This window comes from Methylomonas sp. BG-2, from assembly GCF_057766305.1.
The window spans coordinates 1-17,955 of sequence record NZ_JBYMAP010000073.1 but is presented as its reverse complement, the minus strand read 5'-3'; the positions used below and the strand labels follow the sequence as shown (position 1 = coordinate 17,955).

The 17,955-nt window shown below is 59.9% G+C and carries 10 protein-coding genes and 3 tRNA genes; 6 read left to right on the top strand and 7 right to left on the bottom strand.

Going from position 1 to position 17,955, the window contains the following annotated elements:
• The 4 genes from AC3B8H_RS09045 to AC3B8H_RS09030 form a co-directional block, all read right to left on the bottom strand.
• Nucleotides 1-268 (bottom strand): hypothetical protein (locus AC3B8H_RS09045; protein ID WP_488441262.1); only part of this gene is annotated, 268 nt, incomplete at its 3' end.
• Between the two features lie 67 nt (nucleotides 269-335).
• The gene (locus AC3B8H_RS09040; protein ID WP_488441261.1) at nucleotides 336-3,602 is read right to left on the bottom strand and encodes an efflux RND transporter permease subunit; all 3,267 of its coding nucleotides are present in this window, start codon (nucleotides 3,600-3,602) and stop codon (nucleotides 336-338) included.
• Entirely contained in the window at nucleotides 3,599-4,690 is a 1,092-nt protein-coding gene (locus tag AC3B8H_RS09035) for an efflux RND transporter periplasmic adaptor subunit (protein WP_488441260.1), read from the bottom strand. Before AC3B8H_RS09035 ends, AC3B8H_RS09040 begins: the two co-directional genes overlap by 4 nt.
• Nucleotides 4,691-4,705: 15 nt before the next feature.
• Nucleotides 4,706-6,046, bottom strand: a complete 1,341-nt coding sequence (locus AC3B8H_RS09030) for a TolC family protein (RefSeq protein WP_488441259.1) — start codon at nucleotides 6,044-6,046, stop codon at nucleotides 4,706-4,708.
• 197 nt (nucleotides 6,047-6,243) lie between these two features.
• On the opposite strand from AC3B8H_RS09030, the gene AC3B8H_RS09025 reads away from it, so the two are divergent.
• The 4 genes from AC3B8H_RS09025 to AC3B8H_RS09010 all read left to right on the top strand — a co-directional run bounded on the left by AC3B8H_RS09025 (nucleotide 6,244) and on the right by AC3B8H_RS09010 (nucleotide 7,172).
• Nucleotides 6,244-6,786 (top strand): hypothetical protein, encoded by a 543-nt coding sequence (locus tag AC3B8H_RS09025; protein WP_488441258.1) that lies wholly within the window; start codon nucleotides 6,244-6,246, stop codon nucleotides 6,784-6,786.
• A 50-nt stretch (nucleotides 6,787-6,836) separates the two neighbouring features.
• Nucleotides 6,837-6,912, top strand: a tRNA-Gly gene (locus tag AC3B8H_RS09020).
• Nucleotides 6,913-6,959: 47 nt separating this feature from the next.
• Nucleotides 6,960-7,033 (top strand) — tRNA-Cys (locus AC3B8H_RS09015).
• A 63-nt stretch (nucleotides 7,034-7,096) separates the two neighbouring features.
• Nucleotides 7,097-7,172 (top strand) — tRNA-Gly (locus AC3B8H_RS09010).
• A 346-nt stretch (nucleotides 7,173-7,518) separates the two neighbouring features.
• Here AC3B8H_RS09010 and AC3B8H_RS09005 read toward each other — a convergent pair.
• The 3 genes from AC3B8H_RS09005 to AC3B8H_RS08995 all read right to left on the bottom strand — a co-directional run bounded on the left by AC3B8H_RS09005 (nucleotide 7,519) and on the right by AC3B8H_RS08995 (nucleotide 14,691).
• A complete protein-coding gene (locus AC3B8H_RS09005; protein ID WP_488441257.1) occupies nucleotides 7,519-11,424 on the bottom strand; it encodes a DUF3683 domain-containing protein in 3,906 nt (1,301 codons plus the stop codon).
• A gap of 120 nt (nucleotides 11,425-11,544) precedes the next feature.
• The gene (locus AC3B8H_RS09000) at nucleotides 11,545-12,780 is read right to left on the bottom strand and encodes an autotransporter outer membrane beta-barrel domain-containing protein (RefSeq protein WP_488441256.1); all 1,236 of its coding nucleotides are present in this window, start codon (nucleotides 12,778-12,780) and stop codon (nucleotides 11,545-11,547) included.
• Between the two features lie 117 nt (nucleotides 12,781-12,897).
• On the bottom strand, nucleotides 12,898-14,691 hold the full coding sequence (locus AC3B8H_RS08995; RefSeq protein WP_488441255.1) for a serine/threonine-protein kinase: 1,794 nt from the start codon (nucleotides 14,689-14,691) through the stop codon (nucleotides 12,898-12,900).
• 77 nt (nucleotides 14,692-14,768) lie between these two features.
• Here AC3B8H_RS08995 and AC3B8H_RS08990 point away from each other — a divergent pair, with 77 nt between their 5' ends.
• Both AC3B8H_RS08990 and AC3B8H_RS08985 read left to right on the top strand, forming a co-directional pair.
• On the top strand, nucleotides 14,769-15,620 hold the full coding sequence (locus tag AC3B8H_RS08990) for an alpha/beta hydrolase (RefSeq protein WP_488441254.1): 852 nt from the start codon (nucleotides 14,769-14,771) through the stop codon (nucleotides 15,618-15,620).
• A gap of 63 nt (nucleotides 15,621-15,683) precedes the next feature.
• The gene (locus AC3B8H_RS08985) at nucleotides 15,684-17,909 is read left to right on the top strand and encodes a caspase family protein (RefSeq protein ID WP_488441253.1); all 2,226 of its coding nucleotides are present in this window, start codon (nucleotides 15,684-15,686) and stop codon (nucleotides 17,907-17,909) included.
• The last annotated feature ends 46 nt before the right edge of the window (nucleotides 17,910-17,955 follow it).

Below are 17,955 nucleotides of genomic sequence, written 5' to 3'. Positions count from 1 at the left end.
CGGCGGAGGCGGCGGAGGCGGCGACGGAGGCGGCGGAGGCGCCAATATTTTTAGGTCTCCTCCACCCGTAAGCCCCCTGTAGCTGGCGCAATACTGCAAGCAAATACACCGCACGGTTTTGTGTCGGCCAGAACTCGAGAAAGTTGGCATTTTCATCGGAGAGACAAGGCAAAGCCATCGTAGCCGCCCGCACGGCAAATGCCGCACGCAATGGCAGCGGGAATTTTGCCAAGCGCTTTTTAAAATCTTCCTCATCCGGATTCTGCATGACCACTCTCTTGAATTAAACTCGAGCAGGCAATGCTAACCCAAACCGCGTCTTTTTCGGTGGCGTTTTATTCCTCGACCAGCAGCGTTTTAGGCATTTCCCGGTTAATCAGAAAATACACCAACGGTATCACCACCAGCGAGAACAGCGTGGAGGCGATGATGCCGAAGATGAAGCTCCAGGCCAAGCCGGAAAAGATCGGGTCGAGCACGATCATCACCGAACCCAGTACCGCCGAGGCGGCGGTCAGGAAGATTGGGTTCAAGCGGGTAGCGCCGGCTTCGACGATGGCGTCGGCCAGCGAAATCTCCGGGTTACCGCGATAGATGTTTTCGATGAAGTCGATCAGGATGATCGAGTTGCGCACGACGATGCCGGCCAGCGCGATCATGCCTATCATCGCGGTGGCGGTAAAATACACCGGATCGGCGTATGGGCCCACATCCGACGCAAACAGATTAATAAACCAGAATCCCGGCATGATGCCGATCACGGTCAACGGGATCGCGATCATCATAATCAGCGGCACGCCCAGCGAGCCGGTCTGGCCGACCAGCAGGATGTAAATCATCACCATCGCCGCCGCGAAGGCAAGCCCTAAGTCGCGGAATACGTCCACGGTGATTTTCCATTCGCCCTCGCCGGCCATTTCCGCGCGGTAGCCGGGCGGCAGCGGTTTTTCCTCCAGCTTGTCGCCCAAGTCCCAGACCGCTTCGACCGGGCTGCGGCCGGCCATTTCACCCAGCACGTAGGACACCCGCTCCAGGTTTTTATGGTAGATGGTCTGGTCGCCGCGCTCGTGTTCGAAGCCGCCGATTTCGCCCAGTCGCACCAAATCGCCCTGCCCGGTTTTAACCGACAGCGCCAGCAAATCGGCTTCCGACGAGCGCGCCGAACGCGGCAGGCGCAGTTCGATCAACAGCGGCTGGCGCTCGCTGGCGATGTGCAAGGTACCGGCCACCCCGCCGTCCACGGCCAGCTTCAGGCTGTTGGCGACTTGCTCGGTGGTGATGCCAAGCAGCGCGGCCTTGTCCTGATCCAGCAGGAAATGCAGCCGCTCTTGCGGCGCTTCGACGTAATCGTCCACATCCACCACGCCTTCGGTGTGTTCCAGGTCGCCGCGCACCCGCTTGGACACCTGGACGATGTCTTGATAAGTGGCTTCCGGCGGGCCGTAAACTTCCGCGACCACGCTGGACAGTACCGGCGGCCCCGGCGGCATTTCGACGATCTTGATGTTGGCGCCGTAGCGTTGTTCGATTTTGTCGATCTCCGGCCGCATTCTCAGTGCAATCGCGTGTGACTGCTGGTCGCGGCGGGTTTTGTCGACGAACACCACCCGGATGTCGCCGACGTAAGCGCCCTGGCGCAGATAGTAATGCCGCACCAGGCCGTTGAAATCCATCGGCGAGGCCAAGCCGACATAGCTTTGGTAATTGGCGACTTCGTTGACGGTGGCCAGATACCGCCCGACCGCCGCCGCGACTTCATCGGTGGCTTCCAGAGACGAGCCGCGCGGCATGTCGATCACCAGTTGCAGTTCGTTTTTGTTGTCGAACGGCAGCAGCTTTAACGGTACGACGCGGAACACCGCCATCAACGACGACAGCACAAAAGCAATGAACACCGCCAGCAAAAACACGCGGGCCTTAGCCTTGTTGGTCAACAGCGGCCGCATGACGGCTTGATACAGCTTGAAGCCGCGCGTGTCGTGCAGTTTGAACTCGGGGCCGTGGTCCTTCCCGTAATCGCCTTTCAGCAATTTGTAGCTGGCCCAGGGCGTGACGGTGAACGCGATCAGCAGCGACATCAGCATCGCGATCGGCACGTTGAAAGCCATCGGCGCCATGTAGGGCCCCATCATGCCGGTGATGAAGAACATCGGCACGAAGGACATAATCACCGCGAAGGTGGCCAGTATCGTCGGCGGGCGGATTTCGTTGACCGCCGTCAGCAAGGCCTGCAACGGCGGTTCCTTGCGCATCTTGTAGTGGCGGTGAATGTTCTCGACATCGACGATCGGGTCGTCCACCAGCAAACCCAGCGACAGTATCAACGCGAATAGCGTCACCCGGTTGATCGTGTAGCCAAAGATCAAATCCAACAGCAAGGTCACCGCGAAGGTCATCGGTACCGCCAGCGACACGATCAACGATTCCTTAAAACCCAAGGACAAAGCCAACAGCACGATGATGGTCAAAATCGCGATGCTCAAGTGCATCACCAGTTCGTTGACCTTGTGGTTGGCGGTCTCGCCGTAGTTGCGGGTGACGTGGATTTGCACGTCGTCCGGTATCAGCGTGCCGTGCAATTGTTCGGTCAAGGCCAGCACCTGTTCGGCGACGCCGACCGCATTGGCGCCCTTGCGCTTGGCGATGGCGATGGTCGCCATCTGGCGTTCGTCGCCCAGCTCCGGCGCCTTCCCGGAAACGGGGCCGACAATTTCAGCGTGCTCGGCGGCCGGTCCGAAACCGATGCGGGTGTAATAATCGGTATCCTGCGGGCCGTCCAGAATTTCGGCGACGTCGCGCAGGTACAGCAAGCGACCGCCGACGTTTTTCAACACCGTGGCGCCGACGGCTTCGACGCTTTCATAATGCGGGCCGGCCTCCAACACGATGTCTTTTCCGGCTTGATTGAAGTGGCCGATTTGCAGATTGGCATTGCCTTGCATCAAGGCCTGCCGCAGCGCCGCCAAATCGAGGCCGGCGGCTTGCAGCTTGGCGGGATCGGGATACACCGAAATCCGCCGCGGCGCCGCGCCGACCACCCAGCTTTTGCCGATGTCGTCGATCGCTCGCAGGCGTTCGATCAGTTCCTCGGCGATCCGGCGTATCGCCATGATGTCTTCGCCTGCCCTGGGGCTGGACAAGGTCAGCAACACGATAGGCACGTCGTCGATTTCGACCGGCTTGACCACCCAATCGGTGACGCCCGGCGGGATGATGTCCAGATTGGCCTGCAATTTATCGTGGGTCTTGATCAAACTATCGACGATGCTTTGGCCCACTTCGTAGCGCACCGTCACCAGCGCCTGGCCGGGGCTGGACGCGGAGTACACGTATTCCACGCCTTGAATCTGCTTTAGAAACACTTCCAGCGGCGTCGTGACGCGTTTTTCGACTTCCTCGGCCGTCGCGCCGGGATATTTGACGAACACGTCCATCACCGGCACCACAATTTGCGGGTCTTCCTCACGCGGCGTCAATATCAGCGCCGCCGCGCCGGCCAACAACGAGATCAGCAGGAACAGCAACGACAGATGCGAGGTGGTAAACAGCCGGACAATCGCGACCGTCAGCGTGTCTTTTTTAGCCTGGTTACTCGAACTCATGGCGCCAGCTCGCTATCCGCCAGTATGGTTTCGCCGTCGCGTAGGCCGGTCAGCACTTCGAGCCGATCGCCGTAAACTTTGCCGGTGCGAATGTGGCGGGTATGCCAAGCGCCGTTTTCGACCACGCGCACGGCTTGCAACTGGCCGAAATTCAGCACCGCGCCGGCCGGGATCAATAAAGCCGATTCCGAGGATTCGCAAGGCAGCGCCAAGGTGGCGAATTGTCCGTGCTGCAAACCGGGTGTGGCCGGCAGATCGACTTTAACCAGCCGGGTGCGGGTTTGCGGATCGATTTCCGGGGCCAATTCGGCGACCCGGCCGGTCACGGCGACGCCGTCGATATGCACCGTCGCCGCATCGCCCAGGCCGATGCGGCCACTGCAAGCACTGGCGACCGGCACTTCCAACCTTAGCGCGTCTGGCTGGTGAAAACTGACCAGCGGCTGACCCGGCGCGCCCATATCGCCCGGGTCTTGGTAACGTTCACCCACCACGCCGTCGAACGGCGCGTACAGCACGTTTTCGGCCATCGCCACCTGACTTTGCCGCGCCGAACTAGCCGCCTGTTCGGCCAAAGCCTTGGCCGCTTTCGCACGGGCCAGCGCGGCGTCGTAGCTTTGCCGGGTCGCGGCTTGTTTTTCGAACAGTTCGCTGGCGCGTCTTTCGTCGGCGACCGCTTGGACGGCCTGAGCTTGAGCCGCGGCCTGCGCCGAAGTCGCGGCGCTGTAGGCGGCGCGCAGGTCGCGGTCGTCCAGTTTGGCTATCACCTCGCCTTGTTTCAGCCTGTCGCCGACCTTGACCGGAATCTCCACTATCCGAGCGGAAAATTTCGGGCTGATCTTGACGGCCTGGCGCGAACGCACCACGCCCTGCCATTCCAACAGCCGATCGGCGCCGGCCAGCGTCACGCGGTAAGTTCGAGCGCCGGACGGCACTGGATTGGTAGTCGGCGGTGTGCTACCCGGCTCGATTTTTTCCGGACCGCCGATGACGCCGAGCGCGACGAAAATCACCAACAGCAGCGCCGAAACGGCGGCCAGCGGAATTGCCCAACGAGGCAACGCGGAATAAGTGTTCGAAGAGATCATGGTCCTTCCTGAAGATTATTGCCAAGCACCGCGGGCTTGCTTGAGGTCCGCGTCGGCGCGCAGCGCGTCGTAACGGGCGTTGATATGACGGGTATGAGCCTTATCTCTGGCCACTTCGGCTTCGATGTAACGGGTCACCGTCACGACGCCGGCCTGATATTGTTCGCGTACTTGCCGCAGGGCTTCCTCGGCTGCCTCCACCGCAATCCGCGCTACCTGGGTCCGATTCAAGGCTTCAGCCAAGTTCAGTCTGGCGCGATGCAATTGGCTTTCGATGCGCAAGCGAGTCTGACGCGCCGCCTCTCGGGCCGCAGTCAATTCGTGCTCGGCTTTTTTGACGCGCTCTTGCGTGGCGAAACCGGAAAACAGATCGACCTCGACCGTCACGCCGGCGCTGACGTTATCGCGGTTGCCGCTGAAGGCCAGATCCTTACTGTCGGAACCGTATGTGACAAAGGCGTCGGCGCGCGGCAGGTGGGCACCCTCGGCCGCCGCTAACTGCTGTTCGGCAATTTCGACCCGCTTTTGCGCCGCCTGTAATTCCGGATGAGTCCGCGCTTGATCCAGCAGTTCTTCGTAAGTCGCCGGCGGGGCCGGCGGCGCGGCCTCCGACTCGGCGATCGAAAACGGCTCGCCGGCGCTCAAGCCGAGCAGGGTTTTCAACATGTTTTGCGCCAGTTCGATGGCGTTGGCGGCACGAATTTCGGCATCCTTGGCTTCGGCCAATTGCACTTCCAGCGACAGAACCTCGGATTTCAGCAAGGTTCCGGCCTCGTAGCGCAATTTGGATTGCTTCAGTTCGCTGGCGACCGCCTCGGCGGCGCCGATACTGACTTTGTGCGCGGCCATCGCCGCCAACTCACCGTAATACGCGGCGGTCACGTTCGTCAAAAGATGATTGCGGAAAGCCGACTTTTCCAGCTCGGAAGTCTCGACGCCCAATTCCGCCGCCTTACTCAAGTAATAATCCTGGCCGCCGCGAAACAGCGAATAATTGGCGGTGACTTGCGGACGGTAGTTGTCAACGCCGCCGGGGTGGTTGAAAAAACCGTCACCCTTGGCAAAGTCCAGACGCCGCTGGGCGATGATCATCGCGAAGGCTTGGGCAGGGTTATCGGTGTGTTGGTAGGACAATCCGGCCTTGACCTGCGGGTAAAAATTGGCCAGCGCCTCGCCGAGCTGGGCATTCGCCTGCTCGACTCTAGCTTGTAAAATACTGAGTTCGGGATTCCCAGCCAACGCCTGATCGATGGCCCGCTCCAATGTGTAAACCGGGTCGACCGATTCGGCGTGGGCCGCCAAACCCAACGATGAAGCCATCAACAAGACCGCGAAACGTGTACATGATGTATGCATGGCGTTGAATTGCAGGTAATTAAGTATTTCCTAATATATAGCCAAGCCAAGCATTTTTCCAGCCTTAAATTCATAAGATCTCGCAAGCGCCCCCTCAAAAATAAACGACTTTTAAACGAATGCTTGAAATGTACGGTCAGCATGGTAACTTTAGCGGCCCGTCCCATAATAATAACTAGCTTAAGAGGAAACATCGCATGAGCCTTGAAGAAAACACCAACGACACAGAAAACAGCAGCCCGGCCGAAGAGCCCAATCAACCGGAATCGGTTGCGGCGACCGCCGCCGCGCCTGCTACAGCTGCGGCCGGTAACGCTTTGGCGAGCATATTGGCCCTAAAGGAATCCAATCCGAAAGTATTTTACGGCGGCGTCGGTGGCGCGGCGTTGCTGTTGCTCTTGCTGGTCTTTAGCGGCGGATCAAACCCCAAACTGCCGGTTCACCAGCAAAAACCGCTGGTCGTTGGTCAAGGTTACGTGCTGAAAAGCCCGAATACCTACGATCCAAACGCCACGGTCAGACTAGTCGGCGTCCCCGGCTCGTTGGCGGCTTACGACGATACCGAGGAAAACGACCGCGACGGCGCCTGCAAGCACATGCCGATGAATTCGCCGGTCAAGTTGTTGCAAATCCAAAACGACACCACTGACAAAAACCTGGTTTGGGCCGAAGTCGAAATCACCGCCAGCGGCGAGTGCCAAGGTCGTCGCGCCTGGACTTCCGGCATCAACCTGCAATAACTGTTGACTTAAGTGTTTAAACCCTTATAATACGCCGGATCGGAAACAAAGCGGGAATAGCTCAGTTGGTAGAGCACAACCTTGCCAAGGTTGGGGTCGCGAGTTCGAGTCTCGTTTCCCGCTCCAAATTTTAAAGCCGCGCCGCTACGCGGCTTTTTTGTTGGACCTTAAACGGCTGCGTAGCAAAGTGGTTATGCAGCGGCCTGCAAAGCCGTATACACCGGTTCGATTCCGGTCGCAGCCTCCATAGGTATTGGACCGATGTCGATTTCAAACCGACATGTTGCCAAACGGGCAATGTCATCTTCAAGCGGGAATAGCTCAGTTGGTAGAGCACAACCTTGCCAAGGTTGGGGTCGCGAGTTCGAGTCTCGTTTCCCGCTCCAAATCGTTCATTTCTTAGTGACAGTCCTGGCTTCCTAGTCAGAAGCTAAACGACGCGACTTGCCCGCACGTTGCAAACCTGATCGAGCCGAATCAGAACGCGGCGTCACGGCACCCACCCCGCTTGTCGAGCACACACCCTCCATAAACCACCCGCAACACCGTCGTGCCGCGACCGAAAATTCCCGTCCGATCTTAAGCGAACGGTATTTTTCCAGGCCTAACCGTATTTTTACATTGGCGGCCGTTGGCCGAAATGACGTGTCACGGGTTTTCGGTCACGGTAGAGGCCACTCCTCCCATCTTTATTATTCTCCGGAGTGAAAAAACCGTTTCACGCTAGCCAGGTTAAAGCAGCACCCGCTCCACGCCGCCGGTTCCGGCTCTGGCCAAATAGTCGGCCATCCAATTTTCGCCCAACACGTGCTTGGCGACTTCAACGACGATGTAATCGACTTCGAGTTGCTCTACGTCGTCTTGATAACGCTGCAACCCCTGCATGCAGGACGGACAGGAGGTCAACATTCGCACCGGGCCGTCATAACCGTCGGCGCGCAGCTTGGCGGCATCGCTCTGCAATTCCTCGGCCTTGCGGTAGCGGACCTGCGTCGATATGTCCGGCCGAGCCACCGCCAGAGTACCGGATTCGCCGCAACACCGGTCGGACTTGCCGACCGGCGCGCCGAGCAAGCCTGCCACGACTTTCAACGGCTCCTGCTGTTTAAACGGACTGTGGCAAGGATCGTGATACAGATAACGAGTACCGCCGACGCCGTCCAGCCCGACACCCTTTTCCAGCAAATATTCGTGAATATCCAATAGCCGGCAACCGGGAAAGATTTTTTCGAACTCGTAATCGACCAACTGATCCAGACAGGTGCCGCAACTGACGATGACGGTCTTGATGTCCAGATAATTCAAGGTATTGGCCACGCGATGAAACAACACCCGATTATCGGTGGTGATTTTTTCGGCCTTGTCAAATTGGCCCGCGGCCCGTTGCGGGTAGCCGCAGCACAAATAACCGGGCGGTAAAACGGTCTGCACGCCGACTTCGTAGAGCATCGCCTGGGTCGCCAGACCGACTTGCGAGAACAAACGCTCCGAGCCGCAGCCCGGAAAATAAAACACCGACTCGGAATCCGAACGGGTCTTGGCATGATCGCGAATAATCGGGACGATTTGATTGTCCTCGATGTCCAGCAAGGCCCTGGCCGTCTTGTTCGGCAGTTTGGCCGGCATCTTCCGATTCATGAAATGAATGACTTGCTCGCGCACATCCGGCTTGCCTACCGAAGCCGGCGGTTGGCGATTCTGCGCCCTGCCCCACGGCGCCAGCATCGCCGTTCCCAAGCGCTGCGCCTTGTATCCCCAATCCACCATCGCCGCCCGCAGAGCCTTGACCGTGCCCGGGCTGGTCGTATTCAAAAACGCCATTGCCAGTGCCTTGCCGGGATTAAAACTCTGCTTGCCCATCTTATGCAGCAAATTGCGCATATTCATCGACACTTCGCCGAAGTCGATATCGACCGGACAGGGGTTGAAGCATTTATGACACACCGTGCAGTGTTCACCAACGTCTTCGAATTCCTTCCAATGGGTGATCGAAATACCGCGCCGGGTTTGCTCCTCGTACAAGAACGCCTCGATGAGCAGCGAAGTCGCCAAAATCTTGTTGCGCGGCGAATACAACAAGTTGGCGCGCGGCACGTGGGTGGCGCAGACCGGCTTGCACTTGCCGCAGCGCAGGCAATCCTTGACCGAATCGGAAATCGCGCCGATGTCGCTCTGCTGCATGATCAGCGATTCGAAACCCATCAAACTGAACGAGGTGGTATACGCCGCGCTCAAATCGCCGCCCGGCATCAACTTGCCGCGATTGAAGCGCCCTTCCGGATCGACCTGATTTTTATACCGATGAAACTCGGCGAGTTCCGCCGCGTCGAGAAATTCGTACTTGGTAATTCCGATGCCGTGCTCGCCGGAAATCGCCCCGCCCAGCGAGCGCGCCAGCGCCATGATTCTGGCCACCGCCGCGTTGGCTTCCTGCAGCATTTGGTAATGGTCGGAGTTGACCGGCAGATTGGTGTGTACGTTGCCGTCGCCCGCATGCATGTGTAGCGCGACGAATACCCTGCCGCGCAAAATCTCCTTATGCGCGGCCTCGATCCGTTCGACGACCGGCCGAAAATTATCGCCCTCGAAGATGTCCCGCAAGCGCGGCAGCAGCTCGGCTTTCCAGGAAATCCGCAACGAGTAGTCCTGAACCCGGTGAAACAAGGTCGGCTTCGTGGCCCGATTGGTCAACGGACCGACGCTGATGCCGTAACGCTCGAATTCGGCCTCGGCCCGCGCCAGCGGCAAATCCAGATGGTCGAACAACCACTGCCAGCGCTCTCGCACCGCCGCCACCGTCTCCAGCGCCAACGCCCGGCGGTCGCCGATGAGTTCGCTTTTGTCGACGCTGTCTTCGTAGGCGCGTAACGGCAAGTCGCCGCGCAACAAGTCGCTCAACGCATCGCACAGCCGCAATTTATTGCTCAGCGACAATTCGATGTTGATGCGTTCGATGCCGTCGCAATAATCGCCCATCCGCGGCAACGGTATCACCACGTCTTCGTTGATTTTGAACGCGTTGGTGTGGCGGGCGATCGCCGCCGTTCTGGCCCTATCCAACCAAAATTTGGCGCGGGTTTCCGGACTGACCGCGATAAAACCCTCGGCGCCGCGCGCGTTGCACAAGCGGACTACTTCGGATGCGGCCAGTGCCACTTGCTGTTCGTCGTCGCCGACAATGTCGCCGATCAACACCATTTTTGGCCGACCGTGGCGCTTGGCCTTGGTGGCGTAACCGACCGCCTTGACGTAGCGTTCGTCCAGATGTTCCAGGCCCGCCAGCATCACTCGCGCCGGACCGTCTTTCGGCAACCCGGCCAGATAATCGCGGATTTCGACGATGGACGGTACCGCCTCGCGTACTTGTCCGAAAAACTCCAGACAGAAGGTGCGGGCGTGCGGCGGCATTTCGTGCAACACCCAGCGCGCCGAGGTAATGATGCCGTCGCAACCTTCCTTCTGTATCCCCGGCAAACCGCCGAGAAATTTGTCGGTCACATCCTTGCCCAAACCGACCTTGCGGAACAGCGCGCCGGGCAAATCCAGGCGTTCTTCGCCCAGCAGATTGCGGCGACTGCTGTCGTAGCGTTTCAGATTAAAACTGACCTGCTCCTGCTCGTGAATCTTGCCCAGGTTGTGGTTGAGCCGCTCGACTTCCAGCCAGTTGCCGTCCGGAGTGACCATCCGCCACGACGCCAGATTGTCCAAGGCCGTGCCCCACAACACGGCTTTCTTGCCGCCGGCATTCATTGCAATATTGCCGCCCACGCAAGACGCATCGGCCGAGGTTGGATCGCAGGCGAACACCAATCCGGAACGCTCGGCGGCTTCCATGACCCGGCGCGTGACGACGCCGGCGCCGGTAAAAATCGTCGCATACGGGCTAGCCACGCCCGGCAAGCGAGTTTCGCGCTCGACCGCGCTCATCTCCAGCAGTTTTTCGGTGTTGATGATCGCCGAAAACGGCGTCAGCGGCACCGCGCCACCGGTATAGCCGGTACCGCCGCCGCGTGGAATGATGGTCAAACCCAGTTCGATGCAGCCGCGCACCAAATGGCCGATCTCGTCCTCGCTGGACGGATACAGTACCACGAAGGGATATTCGACCCGCCAATCGGTAGCGTCGGTGACATGGCTGACCCTGGCAAAACCGTCGAAGCAAATGTTGTCCTTGCGGGTGTATTGGGTCAGCAAACTCAGCACGCTGCGCCGCAATTGGCCGGTTTGCTCGAAATGCGCCTCGAAATCGGCGACAGCCTGCTGAACGGCCGCGATCAACTGACCGACGCGCTCCGCCCGATCCGGATCTCCGGCGATTTCCGCTTGCCGCGCCTCCATTTGCCGCAGCCGGTGGCGCAACGCATCCAGCAAGGCCCGGCGCCGGTCGCGATTATTCAGCAGATCGTCTTCCAGATAGGGATTGCGGCGCACCGCCCAGATGTCGCCGAGCACTTCGTAAAGCATGCGCGCCGAGCGCCCGGTGACCTGTTCGCCGCGCAGCGAATCCAGCACCCACCAGATATCCTCTCCGAGCAGGCGAATCACGATTTCCCGGTCGGAAAACGAAGTGTAGTTGTAGGGGATTTCCCGCACGCGCGGCGGCGCGGTGTCTTCGGGTAGGAAGGATGAATTGGCCACTGGACTTGCCGAACTGAAAGTCATGATGGCCGGGATTCTAACATGGCGGGGCATCGAGCCCCATCGAAAAACGCCGCCCGCGCCGGGCGACGCGGGTGGCGTTTAGCGGACGCGATCGGTTTAAAACTCCATCCGGCCGCCCAGCATGAAGCGGTTGCTGTCGATGTGCCGATAGCCTTGCAGGGTTTCGTAGGATAAAAACGCCGACACGCCGCCCGGCAACACGCTGGAGACTTCCGCGCCGAAGGTGTAGTAATCGCGGCTGGGCGCGTCGTTGACCAACGTGAAGGTGCTGCCGCTGCCGTCGGCGACGAAGCTGCCGGTCACTTGGCGACGGCCGTCCATGAATTGGTGGTGCCATTCGCCGCGCAGCTGCGGTACCACCACCCCCCACGGCACGCTGACCGCATACGAGGTCTGCACGCCGACCGTCGAGATCAGCGATTGAATATTTTGCTTGCCGAAACGCACCGCCCCGGGACTGCCGGTCTCGCTGTAGCTGTCGATATCCAGACCGGTATATTCGCCGCGCGCGTAAGGCGCCACGGTCAGGGCCTTGAAAGTGAAATCGTAGCCGCCGCCCAGGCTGAAGGCGTGCTGGTCGGCGCTCGGCGCCGCGCTGGCAATCGAGGTCACTCCGCCCAAGTTGATGTTGCGACTGGTTTCGAAATCGACGCCGCCGTAAGACGCGGTACCCTCGATGTGCAACGCATCGGTAATGTAGTAACTGCTGTAGAGCGTGCCGATGTAGTTGTCGCTCAGGGTTTCGCCGCGGCCGCTGTTAAAGGTGGCATTGCCGCGCTTGTAATTGAACGCGGCGCCGGCCGACCAGCGGTCGCTGATGCGGTAATCAGCGCCGGCCATGAAATTATGGTTGTCGAATTTAAAGCCGCCCAGATTCAATGCGGTGTTGTCGTGCAGACCGAAGCTGCTGTCGACCTTGCCCCAAAACGACAGTTTCGAGAAATCGCCGTCGCCGGCCCCGCCGCCCAGATTGATTTTGCCGGATTGACCGAACGGCAAGCTGTTCTTGCCGCCGTTGACCCGCGTCGCGATACTGCCCATACCGAACACCTGGTCGGGGGTCAGGCTCTGCAAATCGGAGCTACTCTCGAAATTGCAGGCATCCGGCGCGTTGGATTCTTGCTGATTGTAGAATTGCGAGCAACTGGACAATGCGTTACTCACCGAACTGTGGTTCTCGTTATACGTATAGTAACGCTGGTTTTGATTATACGGATCGTAACCTTCCACCGCCTCCGCCACGCCTACCGTAACAAGCCAAGCGACGACCGCGCCGGATAACAGCCGAAGCGGGCGTTCCGCCACCCGAGCACTAGTATTTTTTGGATTCATAAAGCCTCTCCTCTAAGTCGATGCCGGCATCTTACACGCCAAATCTGTTTCGACAAAATTTAAGAATGTAATTAATCGTCTTGAATTATAAGTCAAATTAAGAATCACGCATCCGCATTAACTACGCAATTTATCTTGCAAACTCAACAAGCCCTTGTGACCGGGATTGACCTCCAAGCCCTCGCCGACTTTCTTCAAGGCCTCGGCCCGTTGGCCTTTTTCGTAAAGCTCCCAGGCCTGCTGCTCCAACAGATCGGCGATTTTAGTAATGCCGTCCACCGCCGCCGCATTGTAAGGGTCGATTTTCAAGATTTCCTGGTAAGCCCACCAAGCATTGCTGCCGGTCGGCGCGGTCAGGTAACCGACATCCAAATGGATCGCCGCCAGTTCCCGCAAATCCTGAATTTTCTGTTGCTCTTCCGGCGTCAAAGCCTTGACCGCGACTTTAGGCACGGATTCGCCGGGCGGATGCGCCAAGCGCCAGTAAATGCTGAACCCGCCGGATAGCGCCACCAACACCGCCGCGCCCCACAGCGCGAAGAACGCTGCCGAACGCGGTGCCAGCGCCGCTAAAAACTCGCGTATCGTCGCGGTACGCTTGTCCTGGCGAAACGCCAGCGCTTTTTGCAAGCCCTTCCACTGCCGCCGTCCCAACTTGGGAATCGGCTTGGGCTGCAAATTCACTTCGAGCGCCTTTTCGGCCGACAGCTTGCCGAACGGGTGCTTGCCGGTCAGCAACTCGTAGCTGATGCAGGCCAACGCGTAAATATCGTCGCGCGGGTCCGGATCGCGATTTTGCAATTGCTCCAAACTGGCATACGCCGGAGTCAGCGCGCCCAAGTCGCGGGCATTGAACACGGTCGCGTCCTCGCCGTTGGCTTCGGAACGGCCGATCGCGCAGGCGATACCGAAGTCCAACACCCGAATTTCGCCATCGTCGCCCAGAAACACGTTACCGGGTTTGAAGTCGGAATGAACGATCTTCTTCTTGTGGGCATAGCCGAGCGCTTCGGCCATCGCGTGTATGATCGGCCAAGCCTTTTTAAACGGCAAACCGCTATCGAGGTGGTCGCGGATCAAATGGCTGAGCGGCCGGCCTTGCAGATATTCCATCGTCATGAACACGTGGCCGGCGTCGTCGCGGTCGAAATCGTAGACCTTGATAATATTGGGATGCGCCAGGGTCTGGGCGCGCTTGGTCTCGCGCTGCAAGGCCACCAAAGCCATCGGATTGAATTGAAAATCCCGATTCAAGACTTTCAACGCCACGTAAGGATCTTTATCGGCCGCCTCGATCTTGCGCAAGTCGGTGGCCTTAAACACCATACCCATGCCGCCGACGCCCAACAGCTCCTCCAATACGAAGCGCTTCTTGACGGTATCGCCGACCGCCAAATCAGCGCGCGGCTGATTGGGGTCCAGGCCTTGCAGCAAGGACTCGGTATTCAAGGTCGGCGTCTTGGTGGTCGATGCCGGCGCGGCGTCCGGGACGACAGTCTCGCCGATGCGGTCGGCATCACCCGGCGAGGGCGGCATCGCCAGCTCGGTGGCATCGCCGTCGCCGCGCGGCATCGCCACCAGCGTCGCATCGTCCGCCGTCGGCGGCGTTCTGGTCAACTCGGCGATATTCCGCTGATCCGCCGCCGGCGCCAGCAAGGTTGCATCGCCCGCCACTGGCGGCGGCGCACTCGTGGTCCCTGCCAATCGCGTGCGCTCCTCCCAAACGCCGACGATAACCCGATAGCTTGCATCGTCCAGTTCGCCGTTGGCTCGGGCTTGTTCGAGGCTGACCCGGGCGGCGGCCAGTTCCGCTTCCGGCCCGGCGTTTAAGCGCTCGGCCGCCGCCAGCAATTGCGTTAAGCTGATTTGCGATTGTCGAAAGGCGGTGAATGCGTTATCAAAGGCGGACATGACAGTATGCAAAGTTTGGAGACGATGATCGATTTTAGCCTGTTTAGCCTCGGCCGTCGGCAAACCGGCGACCACCAATGCCGGTGAATCGCGCGCCATCCCGGCGGTTTCCCGGCTTGGGCGCGGTCCTGGCCGCTCTGATGACGGCCGCCGCGTTGGCCGGCTGCGCTTCGCCGGCCGCCCAGCTCCGCGACCAAGCCCGCCAATTGGGGTTGATCGCCGAAAGTCTGATCGTCAACGACTACCGGCTAGATACCTTTTCCCGGCCCGGCGCGGCAACATCGGAACCGCTGCACGTTTACCTGGAAGGCGACGGCCGGCCTTACCAAGCCGGCGTCCTGCCCAGCGCCGAACCGACCACCCGCGCCTCGGTGGTATTGCCGTTACTGGCGCTCGATTCGGCCGCCAGCCTGTATATCGCCCGCCCTTGCTATAACGGACATGCCGCCGATCCCGGCTGCGCGCCGTCGCTGTGGACCGATGCCCGCTACGGCGAAACGGTCGTGCAAACGCTGGCGGACGCGTTGCGCGAGTACGCCGAACGGCGCGGCTTCAAAAAACTGTTGCTGATCGGCCATAGCGGCGGCGGCACGCTGGCGTTACTGCTGGCCGAGCGCTTGCCGCAAACCCTGGGCATTGTCACGCTCGCCGGCAATTACGACATCGACGCCTGGACCGGCCTGCACCATTACCTGCCGTTGACGGCCTCGCTGAATCCGGCGCGGCGGCCGGCCACCGGCCTGCCGGAATGGCATTTTCTGGGCGCCGCCGACCAAAACATTCCGCCCACGCTGGTCGAAACGGCGTTGCGCCGACGCCCCCGGGCTCGCGTCGAAAGGGTCGATGCCGGCCACAACCAAGGCTGGCGGGCGCTTTGGCCCGGCATGTTGCAGAGCATCGCCGCCGACTTGGCGGCCAGCCGGCCTTGATTTGCAGTGCCGGCGAATTCTGCTATGGTTCCCGCACCATCCCCACACCCAAAAGGCGCTCGCATGAAAGCACTGAATCTTAGTCACCGCACCCTGGCCCTGGCCGTCGGCGGCATTCTGCTCGGCGCTTGCGCCCGCGAGGTCAGCCAGGAAGAAATGGCCAAGGCCACCGAAGGCTACATCGTCGCCGATACTAATAAACTGCTGGTCGTGGATTGCCTACTGCCCGGTCAGGTCCGCAAACTCGGCGCGGAGATGACCTATCTGAGCGCGCGCCGGCCGGTGCGCACCACCGCCGCCGATTGCGAGGTGCGCGGCGGCGAATACGTGGCCTACGACCGCGCCAACTACGCCAGCGCGTTGAAAATCTGGTTGCCCAAGGCCCAGGAAGGCGACGCCGCCGCCCAACTGACGGTCGGCGAGATCTTCGAAAAAGGCCTGGGTACCACGGCCGATTACAAGGCGGCCGCCCAGTGGTACGAAAAAGCCGCCGCCCAGGGCAACTTTCAGGCGCAATTGAACCTGGGCCATTTATACGAGAAAGGTTTGGGCGTGGCGCAGGACAAGGAAGTGGCCTTGCGTTGGTACCGCAAATCGGCCGGCCTGGATCAAACCGACATCCAATTCGCCCCGGCGGTCGATGCCAGGGAATTGGAAACCCTGCGCGGCGAAGTCGCCGAATCCCGCAAGGAAGCCGAGGCATTGCGCGGCCAGTTGCAGGACATCCGCCAGCAAGCGCTGGACCAGCAGGACAGCCTGCGCAAAGCCCAGTCCGAATTGGAAACGCTACGCCACAAGCTGCAACAACAAAAGTCCGCGCCGTCCGGCGGCGACACTTCGGCGCTGGAACGGCAATTGCGCGAAAAAGAAGCCCAATTGAAGGAACAGCAGGCGCGACTCGGCTCGCTGACCGAAACGCTGAAGCAGGAACGCCAACGTCAAAAATCGGACGATGCGCCCCGCAACGGTAAAACGCCGACGACCATCAAGACCAACGAAGTCGAAAATCGATTGAACGAAAAAATCGAAGCCTATCAAAAACAATCGGCCGAATTGACCGCCTGGCTGACCTCGCCGGACAAACTGGACCGCGCCCGCATCGACGCCCGCAAACAAGCGCTGCAACAACAAGCCAAGGACATCGCCGAACTGAAACAACAGCTGGAGCAGCAAAAATCCACGGTACTCGCGTCCGGCTCCGGGCCGAACATCGAGTTGATCGAGCCGGCCGTCACCGTCACGCGCGGGATTCCGGCGATCCAATTCGGCAGCGGCGAACGCAGCAAGCGCCTGGTCGGCCGCATTGACGCGGTCAAGGGTTTGAGCAAGTTGATGCTGAACGATAAAAGCATTGCCGTCGATAGCGACGGCCGCTTCGAGACCGACGTCAGCCTGCAAGGCGACGAAACCCTGGTGCAGATCGTCGCCACCGACAAGCGCAACCAAAGCAGCAACCTGAATCTGCGCCTGCTGGCCGGCGACAATCAGGCCCAGGCCAGTTATCCGAGCAGCAACGCCAATGACATCAAGCGGCCCGGCGACATTCAGTTCGGCAAGTTTTACGCGCTGATCATCGGCAATAACGATTACGGCGCCTATTCCCCGCTGAAAACCCCGATCGCCGACGCCAAGAGCGTCGAATTGCTGTTGCGCGAGCGCTACGGTTTCAAAACCAAATTGCTGATCAACGCCAATCGCCACGCAATCATGTCGGCGTTCAACGAACTCAATCAAAAACTCACCGACCAGGACAATCTGCTGATTTATTACGCCGGCCACGGCGAAATCGACGCCAAAAGCCAGACCGCCTATTGGCTGCCGGTGGATGCCGAAGTCGGCAACAGCGCCAACTGGATTTCCAGTCAAAGCATCACCGAATTTATCGGCATCATGCCGGCCAAGCACATCATGGTCGTCGCCGATTCCTGCTATTCCGGCGCGTTGACCGGCTCGGCGATCGCCAGATTGCCGGACGGCATGGACGAAGCCAAGCGCGAACGCTGGCTGAAAGCGATGAACGCCCGCAAGGCCCGCACCGTGCTGACTTCCGGCGGCGTCAAACCGGTGATGGACCAGGGCGGCGGTGATCATTCCGTGTTCGCCAACGCGTTTTTAAAAGTGCTGCGCGGCAATAAACGCATTATCGAAGACTACGACATCTTCCGCGACGTCGCCAACCAAGTGCGCGCCTCGGCTTCGCGCGGTGGCTTCGAACAAAGCCCGCAATACGCCCCGTTGCAACACGCCGGCCACGAAGGCAGTCCGTTCTTCTTCGTGCCGGAGGCTTGAGGCCGAGCCGCCTTCGGGCGGTTGCCAATTAAACCGGCAAGCCCCA

Coding starts and splice junctions, on each gene's coding strand:
- AC3B8H_RS09040 (WP_488441261.1), bottom strand. CDS start 3,602: ATGAGTTCGAGTAACCAGGCTAAAAAAGACACGCTGACGGTCGCGATT.
- AC3B8H_RS09035 (WP_488441260.1), bottom strand. CDS start 4,690: ATGATCTCTTCGAACACTTATTCCGCGTTGCCTCGTTGGGCAATTCCG.
- AC3B8H_RS09030 (WP_488441259.1), bottom strand. CDS start 6,046: ATGCATACATCATGTACACGTTTCGCGGTCTTGTTGATGGCTTCATCG.
- AC3B8H_RS09025 (WP_488441258.1), top strand. CDS start 6,244: ATGAGCCTTGAAGAAAACACCAACGACACAGAAAACAGCAGCCCGGCC.
- AC3B8H_RS09000 (WP_488441256.1), bottom strand. CDS start 12,780: ATGAATCCAAAAAATACTAGTGCTCGGGTGGCGGAACGCCCGCTTCGG.
- AC3B8H_RS08995 (WP_488441255.1), bottom strand. CDS start 14,691: ATGTCCGCCTTTGATAACGCATTCACCGCCTTTCGACAATCGCAAATC.
- AC3B8H_RS08990 (WP_488441254.1), top strand. CDS start 14,769: ATGCCGGTGAATCGCGCGCCATCCCGGCGGTTTCCCGGCTTGGGCGCG.
- AC3B8H_RS08985 (WP_488441253.1), top strand. CDS start 15,684: ATGAAAGCACTGAATCTTAGTCACCGCACCCTGGCCCTGGCCGTCGGC.